Here is a 20,404-nt window from a genome sequence, read left to right as displayed (position 1 = left end):
TTTTGGTAATGAAAAAATAAAGTAGATTAATATAGATTAAAGGAATAAGTTCTTATTACAGATCGAATACTATTAAATCCCGCTTAAATATAATAATGTTCTCATGAAACCCACCAAAAGGGTCATTTCAATTATTACTTCCAATACGCCGGATCGTTGCATTTCAGGCTATTTACGGGAATAAGTCTCCCGCGTACGTGCGCGGGAACCGTCCCACCGGCGACTATGTTTTGATGGCTGGGTATTATTCCTGTAACTTTGCGGGGTAATGCATTTCAATTAGACCAATACCACCGGGTAATGCAAATCACAGTAATGAAATCGAAGATTCACCGGGTTAAGGTGACTCAGGCGGAATTGAACTACGTTGGCAGCATCACGATCGACGAGGATCTGATCGACGCAGCGGGACTCATAGAAAATGAACAGGTTCACATTGTGAATAATAACAATGGCGAACGTTTTGTCACATATGTTATCAAAGGTGAGAGGGGTTCGGGCATGATTTGCCTCAACGGCGCGGCTGCGCGCAGGGTGCAGATCGGCGACATTATCATCATCATCGCATACGGCAGCATGAGCCAGGAAGAGGCCAAGACGTTCAAGCCGATGGTGGTTTTTCCAGACCACAATAACCATTTGGTAGGCTAACTTCCGGCATTCCCTACACGATACAGCAATTTAGCATAGCATGAAAAATATACTGCGTTACACGATATCGCTTGTCCTGGCAGGCGGTCTGCTCTGGTTTGTATTCAAAGATATCAACCTGGGCGAAATGCTCGACCGTTTTGCCCAATCCGACTGGCGGTGGATCGCCGTATCATGCTTTTGTCTCCTGCTCGCGCACATGGTGCGTGCATGGCGCTGGGGGATGCTTATCGAACCGCTGGACCATAAGCCGGGCATTGTGAACAGCACAATGTCGGTGCTGACGGGATACTTTGCCAACTATATCGTGCCCCGCATGGGCGAGGTAACGCGTTGCGGGACACTTTACCGTCTCGAACGCATTCCGGTGAGCCTGACCTTCGGTACCGTGGTGGCCGAGCGCATTTTCGATGTTATCATATTGGTGTTGATGATTGGATTGAATTTCATCCTCGAATTCGACCGGCTCAGCACTTTCTTCACCGATTTTTTCCAAAGTAAAATAGGCGGAAGCCAAGGCGGCGGCTCGGGTAGCGGTATGCTGCTTAGCATTCTGATCGTCGGCCTGCTGGCGATTGCGATCGTGAGCATTATGATTTTCAAAAATGCCTCACTGCGTAACAAATTGCAGCAAAATGCGATCATCGCCAAGGTGATCGGCTTCGCGCAAGGGATGCTCGAAGGACTTTTGAGCGTGCGCAAGCTCCGTAATCCTAGTCTTTTCATTTTTAGCACCATTCTGATCTGGGTGCTTTATTACCTGGTCTCCTACGTGCTTTTTTTCTGTATTCCCGAAACTTCCCACCTCGGCCCGTTGGCGGGTCTCACCTTGCTCGTAGTCGGTGCGATTGGTATGACGGCACCTACGCAGGGCGGGATCGGTGCTTACCATCTGCTCGTCGGTAATGTAATGGTACTTTACGGACTTTCGCAGAACGACGGCATCACATTGGCGACATTCATCCACGGCGCGCAAATGCTGTTCATGCTGGTGATCGGTGCATTGGCATTTTTGTATGTGCTGATTGTGAACAAAAACAAAGTTGAGGAGCCCGAGCAAGTATCTGCGGCAAACTAATTGTAACTTTAATAGTCCTGAAAAATGGAAATGGAGTATGTTACGTTATTCCATTTCTTAAATCCATATTGTCTTTTACAATGAATTTGACAGAAAGCAAGATCCTGAGACTAGAAGAAGCGATTCCGACCGTAGAAGCATGGCAACGCGCCGGGCAAAAAGTTGTATTCACCAACGGATGTTTCGATATTGTGCATCTCGGGCACATCGATTACCTCGAAAAAGCCCGCGCATTAGGCGACAAAATGGTGCTCGGCCTCAACACTGATGCCTCGGTAAGTCGCCTGAAAGGGCCATTGAGACCGGTCGTCAATGAGTACGCAAGAGCAAGGCTAATGGCCGCATTATCATTCATCGATGCTGTCATTTTGTTCGACGAACCGACGCCTAGTCAGTTGATCGAGGCCGTAAAACCTGACATTTTGGTCAAAGGTGACGATTATAAGATCGAGAACATTGCTGGCGCGGATTTTGTTTTAGGTAGAGGAGGTGAGGTAAAAACGATCGCTTTGGTACAAGGCTACTCAACTACCGCACTGATCGAGAAAATAAAACAAGGATATAAATAGCAATAACTATGGGACTTTTGATTGCTTTGATCGTAATGGGCGTGAGCTTTTACGTACAATGGCGCTTGAAGAGTAAGTTTGAAGAATATTCACAGGTAGGATTGAGCAATGGCATGAGCGGTAAGGAAATCGCCGAAACGATGCTCCGGGAAAGCGGCATTTACGACGTAAGAGTGGTGTCCGTAGAAGGCCGGCTGACCGACCACTACAATCCGCAGGATAAGACAGTCAACCTCAGTCCCGATGTATATTATGGACGTAGTGTAGCCGCTGCGGCTGTGGCGTCCCACGAATGCGGCCACGCTGTGCAGCATGCTACCGCATATAGCTGGCTGCAATTTCGCTCGCAAATGGTACCATTCCTGAGCATTGCGTCGCAGTATATGCAATGGATCATCCTGATCGGTGTGCTTTTGATCAATACCACAATCATTCCGCTGACTATCGGTGTGGCATTGTTCGCAGTAACCACATTGTTCAGCTTCATTACATTACCGGTTGAATACGACGCGAGTAACCGCGCATTGGCCTGGATTCAGAAAAACCGCATTGTGAACGAACGCGAGTACGTAATGTCAGCCGATGCATTGAAATGGGCGGCTCGTACTTACCTCGTAGCCGCAATCGGTTCATTGGCCACATTGCTTTATTATGTGAGCCTGCTGATGGGGCGTCGGGATTAGAATAGTTTAGAGTTAAGAGTATAAAGTCTAAGTTGATATTAATGTCAGTCTTCGTTCGCGGGGACTGACATTTTTTTGCCCCTCATTTCACCCTAAACTCATAAACTCTAAACTCATAAACCCTGGACTCATTTCTTCCGCTGATTCCAATACACGACCAGGTTATGCGTCGCACGGCCGGCGGCGATAATGTCCAGGTCTCCATCGCCGTCCAAATCGGCAGGCAACAAGTCTTCGCACGCGATTTTGATGCTCTCATCCAAAGTATATTCCGTCCATTTCTTGCCTTCCGGATCGGAGCCCACGTAAATCCGTACGCCGGTTTCGCCAGTTACATTCGGGTTACGCCAACCCATTACCACCTGGTCGCGGCCCTGGCCGAAGAAATCAGCGCAGGCTAGTGCATGGCCTTCCTTCATACGGTCGGTAAGTACGGTGCGGCTGTCTTTGGTATAAACTACCAACGCGGTCCCGTGCATAGGTTCAATGGTGGCCGTAAACAACTGTTTTTTACCCAGACTGCCGGTTCTGATCTCCCCTACCCCGCGCTCTGGTACCATCCAGTTGCCCGAAGCCGCCCAACCATCCGCTCCGTTGAGGAACACCTGCACGCCTTCTTTGCCCGCAATGGATAAACCGGCCATTCTGCCGGGAATTTCCATGGGCTGGAAATTGTGGGTCATATGCATATTGGTTTCAACCAGATGGTAGGGCCAGATTCCTTTTTTGTTTTCGGGCACATCAAAAACAATCAGCTTTACGCCCGCCCCGTTCCCGCCTGTATTCCCTTCGCCGTGCAATGGCAGCACAGCCAATTGAAAAGGGCCGTCCGCGGTTTTGACCCAATGCATTCGGTGAATGGTTACTTCATGATGCAAGCGCACAGGCTCCCAGGGTTTCGTCCGATCGTCCGACGCTATCATGTAGAACACGGCGCCCGAGGTCTTCAAATCCTTCGTTTCGGAAGGGTTCCAGCCCGCGCCTACTGCCACTTCCACCTTGCCATCGCCGTCGATATCACGGGCGGCAATGCAGACGTTGTCCTGCTCGGTAAGGTCTTTCGCAATCACGTAGCGCGTCCATGCGCCGTCTTTTTTCCCGGGGTTTTTATACCAGACTATTTCCTTCTTATCTGCCAGCAAAATATCCAGCTTACCGTCGCCATCCACGTCACCGGAAGCTACGCCGTAGCCGATACTTATCTTATCGTCGATCGTCTCGCCTTTAAAAGTCGCCGTCTGTGCAAATGCACTGCCCGCTACTGAAAATGCGATCGAGAACAATAGTCGTTTATTCATATTCCTGAAAACCGGTACCCGCCGGTGGATAAAAGTTTTAACCTATTTTTTAACAATATACTTCAAAATACACTGTGCAGACATTGAAAAAACAGTTTTTTGTGTCGCTTTGCCCTGCATTCCCTACTTTTGTGAATTATTGTAAAACCAGATATCCTTCATGAAAACAGTCCCTTTACATCAGCTTCACATCCGTCTAGGCGCAAAAATGGTCCCGTTTGCAGGTTTTGAAATGCCTGTCCGTTACTCGTCGGATCTGGATGAACATCACACCGTAAGAAACGCCGTGGGTGTTTTTGATGTATCGCACATGGGCGAATTCAGCGTAAAAGGGCCTGGTGCACTCGCATTGATCCAGAAAGTATCCGCAAATGATGCTACGGCATTGTATGACGGAAAAGTGCAATACAGCTACCTTCCCAACGCCACCGGAGGCGTGGTGGATGACCTGCTTGTATACCGCATTGCCGAGGACGATTATTTTCTGGTAGTAAATGCTTCCAACATCGAAAAGGACTGGAACTGGATCCAGAGCCAGAACACGGAAGGTGTGGCGATGGAAAACCTGTCCGACTCGCTTTGCCTGCTGGCCGTGCAAGGACCAAAAGCAACTGCCGCATTACAGAAACTAACCGACGTGGACCTCGCGTCGATGGAGTATTATACCTTCAAAATTGGCGAGATGGCGGGGATTAAAGACATTATCATTTCCGCAACCGGCTACACCGGCGCGGGAGGTTTTGAAATATATGTAAAGAATGAGGATGCGGAGAAAATGTGGGACGCCGTTTTCGAAGCGGGTGCAGAGTTTGGTATCAAGCCAGTAGGCCTGGGCGCACGCGATACGTTGCGGCTGGAAAAAGCATTCTGCCTCTATGGTAACGATATCGACGACGAAACGTCACCTTTGGAAGCCGGCCTGGGCTGGGTGACCAAATTCACCAAAGACTTTATCAATGCCGGTGCATTGAAGGCACAGAAAGAGGCCGGGCTGAAAAGAAAACTGGTCGGTTTCGAGATGATCGACCGCGGCATTCCGCGCGGGCATTACGAACTGTGCGATGCGGAAGGCAACAAATTAGGCGAGGTAACATCCGGCACGCAGTCACCTACCTTGCAAAAAGGCATTGGGTTGGGTTACGTACCTACCGAATTCAGCAAAGTAGGCACCGAAATTTTCGTAAAAGTGCGCGACAGACTGTTGAAAGCACAAGTTGTGAAAACACCTTTTGTTAAAAACTAACCCCTCCTATTCAGCACGATTGCATTTTTATGAAACAACTTGACGTTTGTCTTACTCCGGATTTACTTCATTTACACAAACTGGATAATTCAATAGTGGTAGTGGCCGATATTTTCAGGGCCACCTCCTGTATGGTAACCGGCCTCGCTTACGGCGTAAAAAGCATAACTCCGGTCGCTAGTGTAGAGGAATGTAAATTTTTGCAAGACAAAGGATATATAGCTGCCGCCGAACGTGATGCCCGGAAAGTGGAAGGCTTCGATCTGGATAATTCGCCGTTCAGCTATATGCACGAAAGCCTCATCGGGGCGCAGATCGCGATGACGACGACCAATGGGACATTGTCTATCTCCCAGGCGAAATCGTCGGCGGTGAAAGTGATGATCGGTTCATTCCTGAACCTGGGGGCATTAGCCAATCATTTGAAAACCGAACCTTATGACGTGCTCGTGCTATGTGCGGGCTGGAAAGGTCGTCCCAACCTCGAGGACACCCTGTTTGCAGGGGCATTAGCCGAAGCATTGAAGGATCAATTTATGCTGCTCGAAGACGGAACCCTGATGGCGCAGCGTTTATACCAGCAAAGCCGCGATAACCTGCTGGCGAGTGTAGCCAACTCCTCGCACGTACGGCGCCTGCAACGCCTGGGCATTCAGAAAGACATTTCTTACTGTCTGCAAACCGACCTGTACGACGTAGTTCCGGTTCTCAGAGGCGGCACGCTGGTTTCCATGAATTAATATTTACTCAATCCTAATTGCATGTTCCGATTCGTCTTTGTCATTTTTCTAGGGTTATTTTTAATGGCTGGTCACGCTGAGGCCCAGCGCAGGACCGCTTCTCCAAGAAAACAGCTCATTACTCCCAAGAAAAAAGCCCCCGAACCAGCCAGGCCACAGGCACCAGCTGCAAAGGACACGACAAAAGCGCAGGTTCCCGCGGTGGCAGCTCCGGCTGGCGACACAGCTGTGGCGGATACCACCATGCCCAGCGGAATATCGGCCAATGGTGACACGCTCACCGAAGCAGCGAACGAGGCCAAGCTCCCCGTCGAAAAGGCCGACAGCATGCATGCCTACAAGATCACAATCGAGGATATTTCATACCTCTCAGTCTGCCCCGGTACTAATGTGACCATCCCATTCAAAACCGATGGACCGTTTGACGAGGACAATACATTTATTGTACATATTATAGATGCCACCGGTAAGTCGGTGCCTATCTCGCTTCCCGTGAAGAAAAGTCCTGCCAAGGCGGTGATACCTTCCTATAAAGTCGGCGGCGAAGTATACCGGCTTCAAATCGTCTCTTCTATTCCGGTTATAAAGAGCCAGGAAGTACCGTTGAGGCTGCTGCAAGCGCCCGCAGCGAAGATCGACATGATCGACGGAACGCAGACTGTGCGCATCATGCCCGGGCAGGAGGCGCATTTGCGCATAAACCTCACAGGTGCTGCGCCATGGTCGTTCCGCCTTTCGGACAGTACCACGGTTTTGCAAACGCTTTCGAACCCGCATTACATTACTGTTAAACCGACAGACGTAAAAGCATACCGGGTAACGGGCGTTTCCAATGCTTGCGGAAGCGGTACCACTTCCGGCGAAGCTATTGTGAACGTAAACAATAACCCGGAGCCTAAACTGGAACTGAAAGAAGTTGAGAAGATTGCGAAGCTTTGCGCGGGCGTACCATTTCAGGTACCTTTCAACGCAACAGGCAAGTATAAGGAAGGGAATAAATTCGTTGTTCAAATCGCGGAACGCAGCGGTGCATTCAAGAACATTTCAACACCTGACTCGTCGGGTTATATTACCACCCAAATCCCCGATAGCTACAAACCCGGTGAGTATCGCCTGCGTGTGACCTCCACCGCGCCTTACCTAGTAAGCCAGACTACGAACGTTTCCATCGTATCGCCTACCGTGGCGACTCTTCAAAAGGATTCATTGAGATTAGGCGAAAATGAATCGGGTGAACTGACGGTGAAATTCACTGGCGGAGGCCCCTGGTTCGTGCTGCTTTCGGACGGAACCTATGAGAACAATATTCAGGAATCCCCGCATAAGATCAAGGTAAAACCATTTTATGATACCAACTACCAAATTAGCTCGGCCGGTGGTTTATGCGGTGTAGGTAAATTCTCAGGCTCCGCGAAAGTCACTGTGAAAGCCCCGCCGGCGAGCATTACGCTCGACAAGCTGCCGCAAAATATGGTGTGTGCAGGTTCTACCATTGATATTCCGTACAAAACGGAAGGCCGCTATAATCCCAACAACAAGTTTACAGTTCAGATGACCGATAAATCCGGCCGTTTTGTAACGCTGCCTACCACGGTAACGCCGACCGTCATGCAGGTAAAAATCGCTGCGGCGGCACCGGGAGACACTACCAAAATTCAGAAAATCCGTATCGTTTCATCCTCTCCAGCGGTTTCGAGCGCCATTGAAGAGCTGGAAGTGGTTGCCCCTGACAAGGCTATTGCGGAGGTTTCCGGGCGCGGTACGATTTCTGCCGGACGCTCTACCCGCATTCAATTGAGGTTCAAAAACGGGCTTCCGCCATGGTCGTTCACACTTTCGGACGGCACGGCGATCAACGGGACATTCCTTAACCCGTACCTGATTTCCGTCTCACCTTCTACTACCACAGAATACACCATCCGTTCACTGAAAAGTGGATGCGGAGCCGGAACCGGGCGGGGCTCTGCCGTCGTGACGGTAGAAAACTAGCATATAACCATGCGCAAAGGGAAGATATTGTTTTTCTTATTGGCTGCCGCATTCGACCCTTCGCGCATTCTCGGACAGGCTTTGCCGCTGTACCAATGGCAAAGCCATTTCAATTACCTCTCTGCCAAACAGGTTGTAAATACCGGTCCATTAATCTACTGCGCCTCCTACAATGGCCTCTTTGCTGTCAATCCTGAGAACGGGGAGACCAGAGCGTTCTCCAAAGCGAACGGTCTCAGCCATACGGGTATCAGTGTAATGGCCTACCTGCCCGAAGCTCAGCTTCTTATGCTGGCTTATCGCAACGGCACCATCGATTTTGCATACCTTAATGGACAAGCAGAACCTGACCAGATCGAGACCTGGGATCTATTGAATGAAACGCAGGGTTTGCCGGCCGATAAGGCAGTCCGACGCATCGTTTTCAGGGAAAAATTGGCCTACCTGGCAACCAGTTTCGGGGTGCTCGTTCTGGATACACAACTTCGGCAGGTAGAAGAAACCTATCGTTATATCGGCCCCAATGGCACGCAGCTCGCCGTGAGCGATCTCGCATTTTCGGGGGACTCCCTTTATCTCCTAACCTCCCAGGGCATACTCGGCACGTCTATGCTTGGGAATGTAAACAGGCAATATTTTGGAAATTGGAAGCCGGTAGCGAGCCCCGGCAGCGTTTCCGGCATTGCGTTCTTTGCAGGATCAATTCATGCAGCCGTTCCGGGAAAGGGAATTTTGAAATATGAAAAGGGAGTTTGGAAACTGGTTTACGCTTCCAATGCTCCCGCCTTGAGAATCCTTGACACGGACGATTTTCTGACAATCAGTACCCAAAATACGGTTCTCACATTGGACACCCTTTATACCGCTCAGACTTACAGTAGTCCATTATGGAGTAACATCCGGTCCGGTATTCGTAAAAGTCCCAAAGCACTGTGGGTCGCCGATCAGATAAATGGTCTGGTCACCAATCAGTTTTCCGACTTCAGACAGATTTCTCCTGCTCAGGGAGACACAACCGTTTCACCCCGAACCGATTCGACGATCACCGACCACAATGGCTTATCATGGACCCGCCTGTCCGAAACGCTGGGCGGAGGCATTATGGTAAGCAGCAAGGACGGTTCGCGGAAAAAAGTCCTCTCAACGTCGATAGGCACCGGTACTTTACCCGCTTCGAAGATCAATAGCCTCGCATTGGACCAGGACGGCTTTGTGTGGTTTGCCAGTGCAAAAGGCACAGGCTATTTTATTCCGGATGACGTTCTAAATGCAACCCGCGTAGATGCGATCTTACCCATTTACGGTCAACGAAGGCTCTTCAATAATGAAGAATGCACAGCATTGGCCGTTGAACCGGGGAACCGGAAATGGATCGGCACACGGACAGGACTTTACCTTTTCAATGCCGACGGTACCGAGCTGATCCGGAAATTCACATCTACCGACAGCCCGCTGCCAGCGGATGTAATCAACGCGCTTCGGTTTGAAGCGGAAACCGGTTTGCTGTTTATCGACACGCCGGCTGGAATGGTTTCTTACCAAAGCGATGCCAAAGCGGCGACCGAAAACATTAGCCGTATCACCATTTTCCCAAACCCCGTCCGGCCAGGTTATTCGGGCAATGTGGGCATCAGCGGCCTGACCGCCCAAACGACCATTAAAATCACCGACCTCACGGGCAGGCTCGTATTTGAAACGCGTTCAGAGGGCGGGCTGGCTTCATGGAACCTGAACGACTACACGGGACGCCGGGCGCGGGCAGGAATCTATATGGTGTTCGTTGTATCGGCCGACGGCACTGAGCAACAGGCCGGTAAGTTGGCAATTATCAATTAAAATCATAAATTAATCCAGGCGTTCCGATTATTGGGCGCAGCAGACTGTATGATGTCGAATCAGGAAAAAGCACCTTACATTGTAGGAATTACCGGCGGAAGTGCGTCCGGCAAGACCTATTTTATGAAAAACCTCATCGACGCGTTTGGTACGGACGAGGTTACGCGGATTTCGCAAGACAATTATTACCGCCCCATCCATGAAATCCCGCGGGACGAAAACGGGGTTGAAAATTTCGACCTACCCGAAACTATAGACCATCATCTCTTCGCGGAGCACATTGCCGTACTCCGGGCCGGTCGTTCCGTGCAGCAAAAGGAATATACGTTCAATAATCCGCTCATTACGCCCGAGATATTACATTTCGAGCCAAAGCCGATTATCATCGTGGAAGGTATTTTTGTTTTTTATTTCCCCGAAATTGCCCGGCTGATTGATTTGAAAATTTTCGTAGATGCGAAGGAGCACGTTAAAATAAAACGGCGGATTATTCGTGATAATAGCGAGCGCGGCTATGATCTCGATGATGTCCTTTACCGTTGGGAACACCACGTCGCCCCTACTTACGATAAATTTATACTTCCGCTGCGCGCCGAAGCAGATATGATCATCAACAACAACTCCCGGTTCGATACTGGTTTACAGGTGCTGATTGGGTTTTTGAAAGGAAAACTAAAAGAGCAATACAAACATTCGTCATAGTCATCAAAATTTAACCGAGTTAATGAAGAATTCTTTACAGACGATTGGCGGGATTTTCGCTAAACACATTACTATTCTTGCAATTGCTTCAATCGCTTTTTCCGCTTGCGACGACACAACCGAATCGCTTAATCCCAACGAATATTATCCACTTGAGATCGGGCACTATATTGTCTACGATGTCAATCAGGAGGTTTATTCCGCCGGTCAGGCAGCGCCCGTTGTCACCAAGTGGCAAGAAAGGGACGAAGTCGATCGAATTGCGTCCGACTCGGCTGGGATTGTCACTTACATTATTGCCAGATTAACCCGCAATTCATCAACGGACTATTGGCAAAAGGTAAAAGAATACATCATTCACAAATACCCGGACAAGTTGGTTACCAATATAGATAATCAGCCATTCCTGTCTCTTACGTTCCCGATCGATTCACGCACAACCTGGAACGGCAACAGCTACAACAACCTCGATAAACAGGATTGTTATTATGAGCCCGGGTTCAAATCGGTTAAAATCGGGGAACAGTCGTTCGATAACGTACTGACGGTTGTTGAGCGGAACGACACCTCGATCATCAACAAATATGTAACTATCAAGCAATACGGCTTAGGCGTGGGACTTATCTCCGATGATCAGACCGCCTTTGAATTTTGCCAAAGCGACGACTGCATCGGATCTGGGAAAGTAGAATCAGGTAACCACAAAACGCGGAGAATCGTAGAATTTGGCAGCCGGTAACTAGCTAAACAGGCCCGGTTCAATCAGCCAAAACTTGTTTTTTTCATATTCGCTTGCAATAATGTTTGCAAATTCAATTTATCTATCTAAATTTACGACGGATACTGGTATTAATCATTCATTAACCGATAAACAATGAAAACATTGACATCGCACTCTACACAGACAAAAAAGTCTTACCGCAAGCCGGTCCTCGTTCAGCACGGAAGTGTTAGCAAGTTGACTAAAGGTAAATTAGGTAGCCAATTGGACGATGCTACGAACGAAATGGACTACGCACCAGATGCTTGATTTAAAGTGATCTGAGGCCTTGCCTTTTGAATTTGTCCTAAATGCTGATTCAGGGTGTTATACTACTAGGAGCAACTTTTCAGCTAGAAAAATCAAAATCAGGCCTGTCAATCAACTGGGAAACTGGGGTTCTAAAATATCCAAGCGTCTCAAATCAGCGTCTATTCCGCGAGACCACAATTGTTGGTTTTGAAGGATATCATGAAAACGATGTTAAAATATGGAGTTCAGACACTCCTTTTTTGACATCGTTTTTTGATTTTAAGACTTATCTCAAATCCTCTGGAAGCAAGCTGGGAGTAGGGATTTGGTATCAGGAAACTGAAAAAACTCTCCACCTTGCAAGGAATATCTTTGGCACTCACCCACTATACTATCTATTCATACCCGGCCAATTCTGTTTATTTTCTACCGACTTACATTCACTCCTGATATCAGCCAAAAGCGGAGGTGCAAGCGTCACTCCAAGCGATAGTCGTCTTCACTCCTTTCTTACTTTTAGGCGGGATCAGTCCATAGATTACAATGGTGAAACGTTCTACAAAGAAATAAAGAGCGTATTGCCCGGGCATATACTGTCAATAACACCTCAGGGATGTTCTTCCGCTCCGTACACTAAGTTTCAGCCTCCACAAAATGCCGGTACACTGCCTGAATATGCGGAGCAATTCAAGGCATTTCTCAAGAATTCAGTACACAATTCTCTCCCTTTCGACACCGTACCTATTGGCTCTCATCTAAGTGGAGGCCTGGACTCCTCATCCGTTAGTACATTTGCCAAGATACTAGCACCTGAAAACCACTTGTATACCTTCTATTACGACACCCAGGGTGCAGGTTCCGACGATAGAAATTATGCCTTAGAAGTTGCCAGAAATATCAAATCGGATCATAGGGAAATTGTGATATCGGATGACCCACTTGGAGCCCTCGCATCTCACACCAGAATACTTGGGTACCCTCAGGCTGCATTTGTTGCACCTACATTTTATGACGGCGTTTTGAAACTTGCTTCGCAACTCGGATGCCAGACCGTTTTAAATGGTAACGGAGGCGACTCTATCGTGGGTAGTGGCTTCGAATACCTCACGGTGCTTTTCAAAGAGAGAAAATGGGGTCTTTTGAAGGAATTACTTTCTAAACGCACTCAATACTATTCCAAAGCCGATCAACACAAAAACTGGGATCAGCTAAGCTTTGAGCAGCGGAACAATATTGTGGAACAAAACTTTTTTTATCGCAGGCTTTCCACTTCGATCAAGACCATGGGCTTCCGCGAATTCTGTGCCTTATACCGTGAAATTTCTGCTCATTTCGACCTTGCCCCAAGTTACTTCGCAACCCGTGCCCTTTCGTCCCTCGTTAAAAAGTTTAAAGGAGATACACTTCCAGCCAGTTCTCTCTTAAGGCAGGATTTTCTGAAAACCGCCAACGACTTAGCAGGTGACTTAGATGTGCTTTCTACATCGTTACGGGGTGATCTCCCAGCTATTTTTCGACAATCATTTGAGGAGATCTTTAATCAACACGCTGTATGTGAAAACGAGAGCAGGTTCATCTTTGGGCGCCATTACGGGTTCGAGAACCGCTCCCCATTTTTAGACAAATCGCTTTTTGAATTGTGTATGTCCATTCCAGAGGCCGTCAAATTTGGCGATGGTTCAGGACGAACGCATTTCCGCGAGGCCATGAAAGGCCTGTTGCCCGAGAAAGTGAGACTCAGGTCACAAAAAGCGCATGTCGGGCAACGGGGGAAAAGTGCCACCCTTCAACTTTATGCACAGGCGAAGGAAATGCTTTATGATACAAACGAGGTCTGGCGATACATCGATAGAAGGAAGTTCGATGATACAATCAGATTCCTCCGGACGGAACATCTACCAATCGAAAACTACAACCGAAGCATGTTTCATGTAACAAGAACAGTTTCGGTTGCAGCCTGGTTTGAATGGCTTAAATCAGAAAAACTCCTGCAATAGCTCCAGGAAAATTTCTCTAACGAAGTATATTCACTCTTCCTGTGATTGTTTGCTTTGAACCATCACTCTTACTCACAATAGCCTTGTAAACATACATTCCCGATCCTATGTCTGACGTCCAATACCAGTCGGAAAGAGTAGAAACCGGTTTAAAGCTATGGTCCAGGAGCTTGATGCCACGTGAATCGTAAATGATATACTGAACCTGCTGAACAGTTTCCAGCTTAAAGCCCTTTATGCGGAATCGTACATAATCAGTTGCCGGATTTGGTGAGGCTATGAGCGCTAACCCCTCGTCTCCTTCGCCTATTCTGAACTTAATCTGATATGGGTTTGCGGCCGCATTGCCTGAATTATCCTGCGTATTAACAAGAAGTTCATAACCACCGACCAAAGAAAGATCTGTGCGGTATTCTACCTGGATCACGCGGTCCCCCAATTTGGTAACTACCAGATTCTTGTAACCCAATTTCTTAAAGTCACAAGTATTATCGAGGCATGGTTTAATGAAAATATCCATTAGATTAGTATCCGCCGACATCAGACGATCATCGGTCAATACGAACTTAATCGTCGGCTTAGCGCCCACATCTTCGCCATCCTCTATCACCCGCTCGTTAAAGGTTACATTCAACACCGGTGCTATGATGTCTTTTACTCTTTCAGCAGGGTAAATATGCTGCGTTTTCGCTATTTCCCAATCGACCGTAAGTTCGGTAATATTATTGGACTCATTTATTTCCTGGATCACATTGGCGCGATCCAATCTCACTTGTACGAACTTCAGTGCTCCTTTATTAGGGAATGTAATCCTAATTGTGTCGGAATAAGGTATTGCAGCCACAGTCTGGCTCTTCACTTCGGTAGTGCCGTCTTGAAAACCATAGGTGAGCTCCACAGGCAGTTTTTCGCCTGCATTGTATTTACCTTGATTCTTAATGGCGATCGCAGCAGTCAATGTCGCCGACTTTTCTATTGTCTTATCAGAGGACTCGGAATAGATCAGGATACTTTCGTCGGGATCAACCGAGTAGTCGGGTGAAGCGACGTATATCATTTTTAATGCAGGATCTCCCTGTAACAATGCCTGATGAACATTAGCAACGTCATATGCATTATAGCCGTCTGCAAAAATACGTTTGGCAACTTCCAACTGAACTTTCCCAATCGATTGCTTTGAGGTGTTTGCATCAAGAAACAGCGTCGTATAAAGCTTATCGAGATAATTGCTGGTGGAAGAAACATACGTATCAAACGTATTTGCGATCAATGCTACCGTTCCCCTCTTTGCAGCTAAAATCCAGTCGAGCGACAATGCAATCCGATCCGAAGATGAAGGGCTCGTATTAAAACGTGCACTAAACACATTCCCAACTCCGCAACCATTGAAATACAGCAATGGATATTTTCCTTGATTATTATAAGCACGCGCCGCGTCCGTGATGTAACCAATGTCCAGGTCCGTAACAGTAGTGGAACCGTGCCCGAAATAAGTCAAAAGCCCTACACCTGCATTAATTTCCGGCGTAATATTAACCGATTCGACCTCACCTATTCCTTGTTTTTTTACGAAGGGCGTAACTTTTGCGCCGATATATCCCTTTTCGGCCTGAGGAGCCAAGCCTGCAAGGATATTCTTGAGCTGAGTGATTTCCGACGACGATTTGCCCCCATTCAAATGCAGGATGTTCTTTTTCCAGCTTACATCCTGGACATTGCTATGCTCATATTCCTTAACTTTGGCCAGATAGTCATACACGTGTTGATTCGTTAACGCGGAAAGCCTTCCGACGGGGATTGCCGGCACTTCCCTGGGAGCTCCTGCCAGCCCCTCTACCAATAGTACGTCCGATCCGGGAAACCCGATCGTCGGAACTTCTTCCGGAAGTTCGCGTACCATTCTTTCGTTAAAGGTGATCGATTTACCCATCAGAAACAGGTACTTTTCACGGTTATTATCCGAAAGCATGTAGTCAACAAAGCGCCGTATTCCCACCGGGCTCGGCTCTCCGTAGTTGAATTGATCATAGATGTCAGTGATCCTGATAACAAGAGGAACAAATGCTCCGCCCTCTGTCGAGGCACGATAAGCTGCATAAGTTTTGGCACCTTCTTCCAGCGTCTGATTTGTAACGATCAGATAATTATATTTCTTAACGTCCGGTTTAATTAGCGTGACTGAGTTGATCTTATTAGCACTAATGCTCAGCACTTCATTCGTCAAGAGTAATTTTAGTGCCTTGTCTTTGATGCGAGGCACTGTAAAATCAGCTCCTGTACCGGGAATAATTCTTGGAATATCCGGATTAGAAATGTCGTAGAGTTTGCTGGTAGGTAAAGTCCCCGCAATTTTTGCGTGTGTGGTAGCATCCGACGTCTTCGGAAAATTAAATTCCAGGCTCTTTTCAGTACCAATACTTGATGCCTGGTTATAAGTAATAGCATAGTAAGCCAATGAAAACCTATCACGTGAATCTGAGGACACAGATTTTAGAAGAAATATGCCGCTACCGTCTGCTGTGAGGTCGGCCTCTTCGAGTTCAAATGAATATACGGAAGCTACAAAGTTCGCATTGGGAATGGCTCCAACTTTCCGAACGGCGCTTTCCGTTTTACCCACATACACTTCAATCGAGCGTGAGTTGTTGCTACGCCCATGTACCATCAGTTTTACCTGCGGCTTTGTTCCCGTCACGCGTTTGGTCAATTGGAAGTTGTAAGTGACAGATTTCCCGGGCAGGACTGTAACACCGGTTTTACTTGCACCATTTTCAAAAAAGCTATTAAAAAAATTGGCCCTGATGGCGCTTAGCGTACTAAGGGAATATTCGTTGGCAAAAGCCTTCACATCCGTTTGCATATGCGACTCTACCGCCACACCACTTCCGGACGCAGACCCGACAGTTTCAGCCCGTAACCCGTTGACCTTTCCTACGGTAAGGAAATACGAACTTTCATCGGAATATAGGCTCGTATAAGGATTTAACCGGCTGCTCATCGGCCGGTACAAAAGCGAATCGAGGGCACCATCATTGGGGATACCGTAAAACAGAATTTCATTATTTGCTACGCTGAGAATCGCAACTTGAGTGCCTCTATGCCAAAGTTGAAGCTTTTCAGGCTGGTTAACCGGAAAACCCGCCGGCAAGGCCGAAAACGGCACCCTGTAAACGCCCTTCTGGGATACTTTCAACTTAACATAAGGCTGATCGTATGTGATCCATGAGTTAGTGTATGGTGCTCCCCATTGAGCAAAGGCTCCCTCGCACACTCCCATCATAAGCAACAGAACAAGTTGCAAATACCGTAAAACTCTCAGTGACATAGCTCAAATAAAAAATTGGGGCATGAGTATGATACCCATGCCCCCAAATATTACAGTTTGATTACTTTCTTGATGTATTTATCGCCATTGACGGTAACAACTTCGATAATATATTCACCCGGAGAGAGGTTCGAAAGATCCACCCGGCTGCCGGTCCCGTTGTCTTTTACCAACCGGCCATTGATATCGACCAGTCTCCACTTGCTGATCTTCGTCGGAACGTCGAGTTTGATTTCAAAGTACTCTATCGAAGGATTCGGCGCAACCGACATTGCAGAGGTTTTATCAAGTTCCACTGAAACGATTCTTGACAACGTCTCTTCTCCCTTTTGAACAGAGCCTTCTACCACCGAATCAAAATCAACCTGCTTCAAACGATAGTAACTCGTGCCCGCCAAAGGCTTTGAATCAGTAAATGAATAAGAAACTTCGGAATTTGAATCTCCTTTACCTTCAACTCTACCGATTTCCTCAAAGTTGCGGGCATTGTAACTTCTCTCGACTATAAAGTGGCTGTTATTCCTTTCAGAAGCAGTCTTCCAGGTAACTTCCACCTTGGTTCCCGCAGCCTTCGCATTGAACGAGATTAAATTAACCGGTAGCGGAGCTTCATTAATCAGAATCTTAAGAGCTGGATCACCTTGTAGAAGCACCTGGTGGATGTTCGCGCGATCCGCATCGTAGAATGCCGCTACACGGCTATTCTGCCCTGGGTTGTAGGTATAACCCTTTGCTATTTTAGTTTGCAGTGCAACTTCCTTCAGGATCTCCCCGATCGTTCCACGCGCTTTATCCGATTTCGAGAAAATCAGCGGGTAAAGACGATCAAGGTATTCATTCGAAGTGCTTGCATAGGCATCCCAGGTATTTCCGAAGACAACAATGGCTCCTTTACCTGGCGCAATGAGCCAATCGAGTGAAAGAGGACGTGAAGTACTGGTATTCGGTGTACTTCCAAAAAGGTTGCTGAAAATGTTATTCACACCACAACCGTTGTAAAACAACACCGGGAATTTCGTCGTGTTGTTATAATTTTTGGCGGGATCAGTTACATAGCCAGGGTTGAGGTCCGTGCGGTAAGTTGAACCATGCCCAAAATAACTGATCATACCGAGCCCGGCGCCATTCAATTCAGTCCCGATATTCACCTCTTCGATGACATCAGCCGCCTGTGTCTTGATTTTCGGGATTACGGTCCCATTAAAGGGAGAAGTATTAACGATATTACCGATTGTCGAAAGATAGCTCGCGAATTGATTGATTTCCCCTGTGTCTTTACCACCGCTCACGTGCATTACATTCTTTCTCCAAGCAATGTCCTTTTGAGCTTCGTAGTCCTTCACCTTCTGTAAATAGCCATTTACTTCAGCGTCGGTCAGAGCGGAAATACGGCCTACCGGAATTGCCGGAACATCTTCCGGAGTACCAGCAAGACCATCCACGAGTAGTAGGTCGGAACCTGGGAAGCCGACGGTTGGAACTTCGTCGGGCAATTCTTTCACAATTTTGTCGGGACGTGTAATTGATTTACCGATCAGTAATAGAAACTTTTCCTTGTTTCCGTCTGAAATCATGTAGTCAACAAAGCGTTTGATAGCAACAGGGCTTGGCTCACCGTAGTTAAACTCATTGTAAAGATCCTTAGCCTTGATCACAAGTGGCGAATACTTGACGCCCGGAGAGTCATTTTGGCGATAAGCACCAAAAGCCTGTGCTGAACCAAGAAGGTTATCGGCTGCTATAATCAGATAGTTATACGACGCGGGATTAATGTTCTGAAATGTTACAGTCGATATGTTCCCGGCTTGAACATTGATGTTCTGGCTATCATTTGTCGTCAGCAATTTTAAGGCGTTGCCATTGCGACTTACCATCAAGTTGGCCGCAGCCCCTTGAATAATACGCGGGTTATCAACACTTGATATGTCATAGAACAGCGCATTGGCCGGTGGGTTTGCGATGGGAATTCTTGATTTTGACCCGGCCGAAGCAGCAGGAAAATTGAACTCATACGAATTTAACCCCTGGGCATCGATCGTCTGATTGTATGATACCGTGAAGTAGCTAACTGAAAACCAAGCCGACGGGATAACACTCTGAAAACCGAGGGTACCCCCGTTAGCATCATAGTCTTGCGCCGGATCAAGGTCGAAATTCACCTCCAACGGACCAAAATCAAATGTGTTGGCAGTAGTAACTTGCCGCAGGGCAGAAGAATTCTTACCCACTTTGATCTGAACCTGTGCACTTCCTCCCCGCCCACTCAGTAGTATTTTAACCTTTGGAATGGAGCCTCCATAAACATTTTTAGCTGCAAAATTAAAATTGGAAGCAGGAGTAGCCGGTTGCGCACTCGATACCGGGTTGGCTGTATAAACCGGGCTGGTAGCCTGGGCACCAACCGGAAGACGCGTTCCCGTTCCGGTTTTCCCATCTTCAAAGAAGCTGTTAAAAGTAGCCGGACGTGTCGAATAGAAAGTAAAGTGAGTATACTCGGTCTGATAAGTTTTTAACTCAACCTGATTATGAAATTCAGATGCAGGTACGCCGTTATCAACGGGTGTATTCTCCACTTCTGCACGCAAGCCGTTATCGGTCCCAATGGTTAGAAAATAAGCACTTATGTTCGAATAGGTGCTAAAATATGGGTTCTTTCGTGAAGTCGGCAAGCGGTACAACAATTCATCGGACGCACCGTCATTGGGCACACCATAAAAAAGTATTTCCGTATTGTCGGCTTTCAGAATGCTGACCTGATTTCCGCGGTGCCACAGCTGAAGCTTCGCTTTGTCGGCAGACTGGAACGCTGCAGGCAATGAAGAAATGGCAATGCGATGAATTCCCTTAGTGGAAACACTTACACGCACCCACTGCTGCCCATACTTACCCGCAAGCCATTCATTCCCATTAGCTCCGCTCCATTTTTGGGAAAATACATTGGATATGCCAAGACCGAAAAAAAGTAAAAGCACACCAAAAAGTGAAGTAAAATTTTTTAACCTCATAAGTTCAAATTTAATAGTGCATAAATTACACGGTAGTATATATAATAAACGATAAACTCTTTAATGATTGCAACGTGGGAATTGGAACTGTATTATAGTTAAACAAAAATACAACAATTTCAAAATAGAACAATGAACCGCAAACCTCCCGATTTAAAGAACGAATCATTTCGACAACCGCCGAATGATGTTGCCGCAGGCATGATTTTTTCAACCGGCGAATAATTTCATCCTTATATTTGTCCACAACAAGTACTCTAATATTCTAACCAAACC

Annotated in this window: 15 protein-coding genes; 12 read left to right on the top strand and 3 right to left on the bottom strand. The window is 47.3% G+C overall.

Annotation, left to right across the window (positions count from 1 at the left end; translation table 11 throughout):
• The first annotated feature begins 300 nt into the window (after positions 1-300).
• The 4 genes from panD (at position 301) to ACQ4MZ_RS09600 (ending at position 2,981) form a co-directional block, all read left to right on the top strand.
• Positions 301-651, top strand: a complete 351-nt coding sequence (gene panD, locus ACQ4MZ_RS09615; protein ID WP_106597708.1) for an aspartate 1-decarboxylase — start codon at positions 301-303, stop codon at positions 649-651.
• Between the two features lie 40 nt (positions 652-691).
• Positions 692-1,729, top strand: a complete 1,038-nt coding sequence (locus ACQ4MZ_RS09610; protein ID WP_430844587.1) for a lysylphosphatidylglycerol synthase transmembrane domain-containing protein — start codon at positions 692-694, stop codon at positions 1,727-1,729.
• An 80-nt stretch (positions 1,730-1,809) separates the two neighbouring features.
• Complete coding sequence (gene rfaE2 / locus ACQ4MZ_RS09605) at positions 1,810-2,298, top strand: D-glycero-beta-D-manno-heptose 1-phosphate adenylyltransferase (protein WP_430844585.1); 489 nt, start codon at positions 1,810-1,812, stop codon at positions 2,296-2,298.
• An 8-nt stretch (positions 2,299-2,306) separates the two neighbouring features.
• Positions 2,307-2,981 carry a zinc metallopeptidase gene (locus ACQ4MZ_RS09600; RefSeq protein ID WP_430844584.1) on the top strand — a complete coding sequence of 225 codons (675 nt, stop codon included), beginning with the start codon at positions 2,307-2,309 and terminating at the stop codon, positions 2,979-2,981.
• Positions 2,982-3,109: 128 nt separating this feature from the next.
• Here the strand turns inward: ACQ4MZ_RS09600 and ACQ4MZ_RS09595 are convergent, their stop codons facing one another.
• Positions 3,110-4,279 carry an FG-GAP repeat domain-containing protein gene (locus tag ACQ4MZ_RS09595; RefSeq protein WP_430844582.1) on the bottom strand — a complete coding sequence of 390 codons (1,170 nt, stop codon included), beginning with the start codon at positions 4,277-4,279 and terminating at the stop codon, positions 3,110-3,112.
• Between the two features lie 160 nt (positions 4,280-4,439).
• Between ACQ4MZ_RS09595 and gcvT the strand changes: the two genes are divergently transcribed.
• The 8 genes from gcvT to ACQ4MZ_RS09555 all read left to right on the top strand — a co-directional run bounded on the left by gcvT (position 4,440) and on the right by ACQ4MZ_RS09555 (position 13,798).
• Complete coding sequence (gene gcvT / locus ACQ4MZ_RS09590) at positions 4,440-5,522, top strand: glycine cleavage system aminomethyltransferase GcvT (RefSeq protein WP_430844580.1); 1,083 nt, start codon at positions 4,440-4,442, stop codon at positions 5,520-5,522.
• Positions 5,523-5,551: 29 nt separating this feature from the next.
• Positions 5,552-6,262 (top strand): 2-phosphosulfolactate phosphatase, encoded by a 711-nt coding sequence (locus ACQ4MZ_RS09585; protein ID WP_430844579.1) that lies wholly within the window; start codon positions 5,552-5,554, stop codon positions 6,260-6,262.
• A gap of 21 nt (positions 6,263-6,283) precedes the next feature.
• On the top strand, positions 6,284-8,251 hold the full coding sequence (locus ACQ4MZ_RS09580; protein WP_430844577.1) for a hypothetical protein: 1,968 nt from the start codon (positions 6,284-6,286) through the stop codon (positions 8,249-8,251).
• A gap of 9 nt (positions 8,252-8,260) precedes the next feature.
• On the top strand, positions 8,261-10,087 hold the full coding sequence (locus ACQ4MZ_RS09575) for a T9SS type A sorting domain-containing protein (protein WP_430844576.1): 1,827 nt from the start codon (positions 8,261-8,263) through the stop codon (positions 10,085-10,087).
• Positions 10,088-10,135: 48 nt separating this feature from the next.
• On the top strand, positions 10,136-10,789 hold the full coding sequence (locus ACQ4MZ_RS09570) for a uridine kinase family protein (protein WP_430844574.1): 654 nt from the start codon (positions 10,136-10,138) through the stop codon (positions 10,787-10,789).
• Between the two features lie 22 nt (positions 10,790-10,811).
• A complete protein-coding gene (locus tag ACQ4MZ_RS09565; protein ID WP_430844572.1) occupies positions 10,812-11,528 on the top strand; it encodes a hypothetical protein in 717 nt (238 codons plus the stop codon).
• Between the two features lie 135 nt (positions 11,529-11,663).
• Positions 11,664-11,819 carry a lasso RiPP family leader peptide-containing protein gene (locus tag ACQ4MZ_RS09560; RefSeq protein ID WP_430844570.1) on the top strand — a complete coding sequence of 52 codons (156 nt, stop codon included), beginning with the start codon at positions 11,664-11,666 and terminating at the stop codon, positions 11,817-11,819.
• Between the two features lie 41 nt (positions 11,820-11,860).
• Positions 11,861-13,798, top strand: coding sequence for an asparagine synthase-related protein (locus tag ACQ4MZ_RS09555; RefSeq protein ID WP_430844568.1), 1,938 nt, complete (start codon positions 11,861-11,863; stop codon positions 13,796-13,798).
• Between the two features lie 16 nt (positions 13,799-13,814).
• On the opposite strand, the gene ACQ4MZ_RS09550 is transcribed toward ACQ4MZ_RS09555, so the two are convergent.
• On the bottom strand, positions 13,815-17,123 hold the full coding sequence (locus tag ACQ4MZ_RS09550) for a C25 family cysteine peptidase (protein WP_430844567.1): 3,309 nt from the start codon (positions 17,121-17,123) through the stop codon (positions 13,815-13,817).
• Positions 17,124-17,173: 50 nt separating this feature from the next.
• Positions 17,174-20,128 carry a C25 family cysteine peptidase gene (locus ACQ4MZ_RS09545; protein ID WP_430844566.1) on the bottom strand — a complete coding sequence of 985 codons (2,955 nt, stop codon included), beginning with the start codon at positions 20,126-20,128 and terminating at the stop codon, positions 17,174-17,176.
• Between the last annotated feature and the right edge of the window lie 276 nt (positions 20,129-20,404).

This window comes from Dyadobacter sp. BHUBP1, assembly GCF_050587785.1.
Lineage (GTDB): Bacteria > Bacteroidota > Bacteroidia > Cytophagales > Spirosomataceae > Dyadobacter.
The sequence above is the reverse complement of the archived record's forward strand: the minus strand, read 5'-3'. Positions and strand labels throughout refer to the sequence as shown.

Bases quoted from the DNA above. Each gene is read 5' to 3' on its own strand.
- panD (WP_106597708.1), top strand. From the start codon at position 301: ATGCAAATCACAGTAATGAAATCGAAGATTCACCGGGTTAAGGTGACT.
- ACQ4MZ_RS09610 (WP_430844587.1), top strand. From the start codon at position 692: ATGAAAAATATACTGCGTTACACGATATCGCTTGTCCTGGCAGGCGGT.
- rfaE2 (WP_430844585.1), top strand. From the start codon at position 1,810: ATGAATTTGACAGAAAGCAAGATCCTGAGACTAGAAGAAGCGATTCCG.
- ACQ4MZ_RS09600 (WP_430844584.1), top strand. From the start codon at position 2,307: ATGGGACTTTTGATTGCTTTGATCGTAATGGGCGTGAGCTTTTACGTA.
- ACQ4MZ_RS09595 (WP_430844582.1), bottom strand. From the start codon at position 4,279: ATGAATAAACGACTATTGTTCTCGATCGCATTTTCAGTAGCGGGCAGT.
- gcvT (WP_430844580.1), top strand. From the start codon at position 4,440: ATGAAAACAGTCCCTTTACATCAGCTTCACATCCGTCTAGGCGCAAAA.
- ACQ4MZ_RS09585 (WP_430844579.1), top strand. From the start codon at position 5,552: ATGAAACAACTTGACGTTTGTCTTACTCCGGATTTACTTCATTTACAC.
- ACQ4MZ_RS09580 (WP_430844577.1), top strand. From the start codon at position 6,284: ATGTTCCGATTCGTCTTTGTCATTTTTCTAGGGTTATTTTTAATGGCT.
- ACQ4MZ_RS09575 (WP_430844576.1), top strand. From the start codon at position 8,261: ATGCGCAAAGGGAAGATATTGTTTTTCTTATTGGCTGCCGCATTCGAC.
- ACQ4MZ_RS09570 (WP_430844574.1), top strand. From the start codon at position 10,136: ATGATGTCGAATCAGGAAAAAGCACCTTACATTGTAGGAATTACCGGC.
- ACQ4MZ_RS09565 (WP_430844572.1), top strand. From the start codon at position 10,812: ATGAAGAATTCTTTACAGACGATTGGCGGGATTTTCGCTAAACACATT.
- ACQ4MZ_RS09560 (WP_430844570.1), top strand. From the start codon at position 11,664: ATGAAAACATTGACATCGCACTCTACACAGACAAAAAAGTCTTACCGC.
- ACQ4MZ_RS09555 (WP_430844568.1), top strand. From the start codon at position 11,861: ATGCTGATTCAGGGTGTTATACTACTAGGAGCAACTTTTCAGCTAGAA.
- ACQ4MZ_RS09550 (WP_430844567.1), bottom strand. From the start codon at position 17,123: ATGTCACTGAGAGTTTTACGGTATTTGCAACTTGTTCTGTTGCTTATG.
- ACQ4MZ_RS09545 (WP_430844566.1), bottom strand. From the start codon at position 20,128: ATGAGGTTAAAAAATTTTACTTCACTTTTTGGTGTGCTTTTACTTTTT.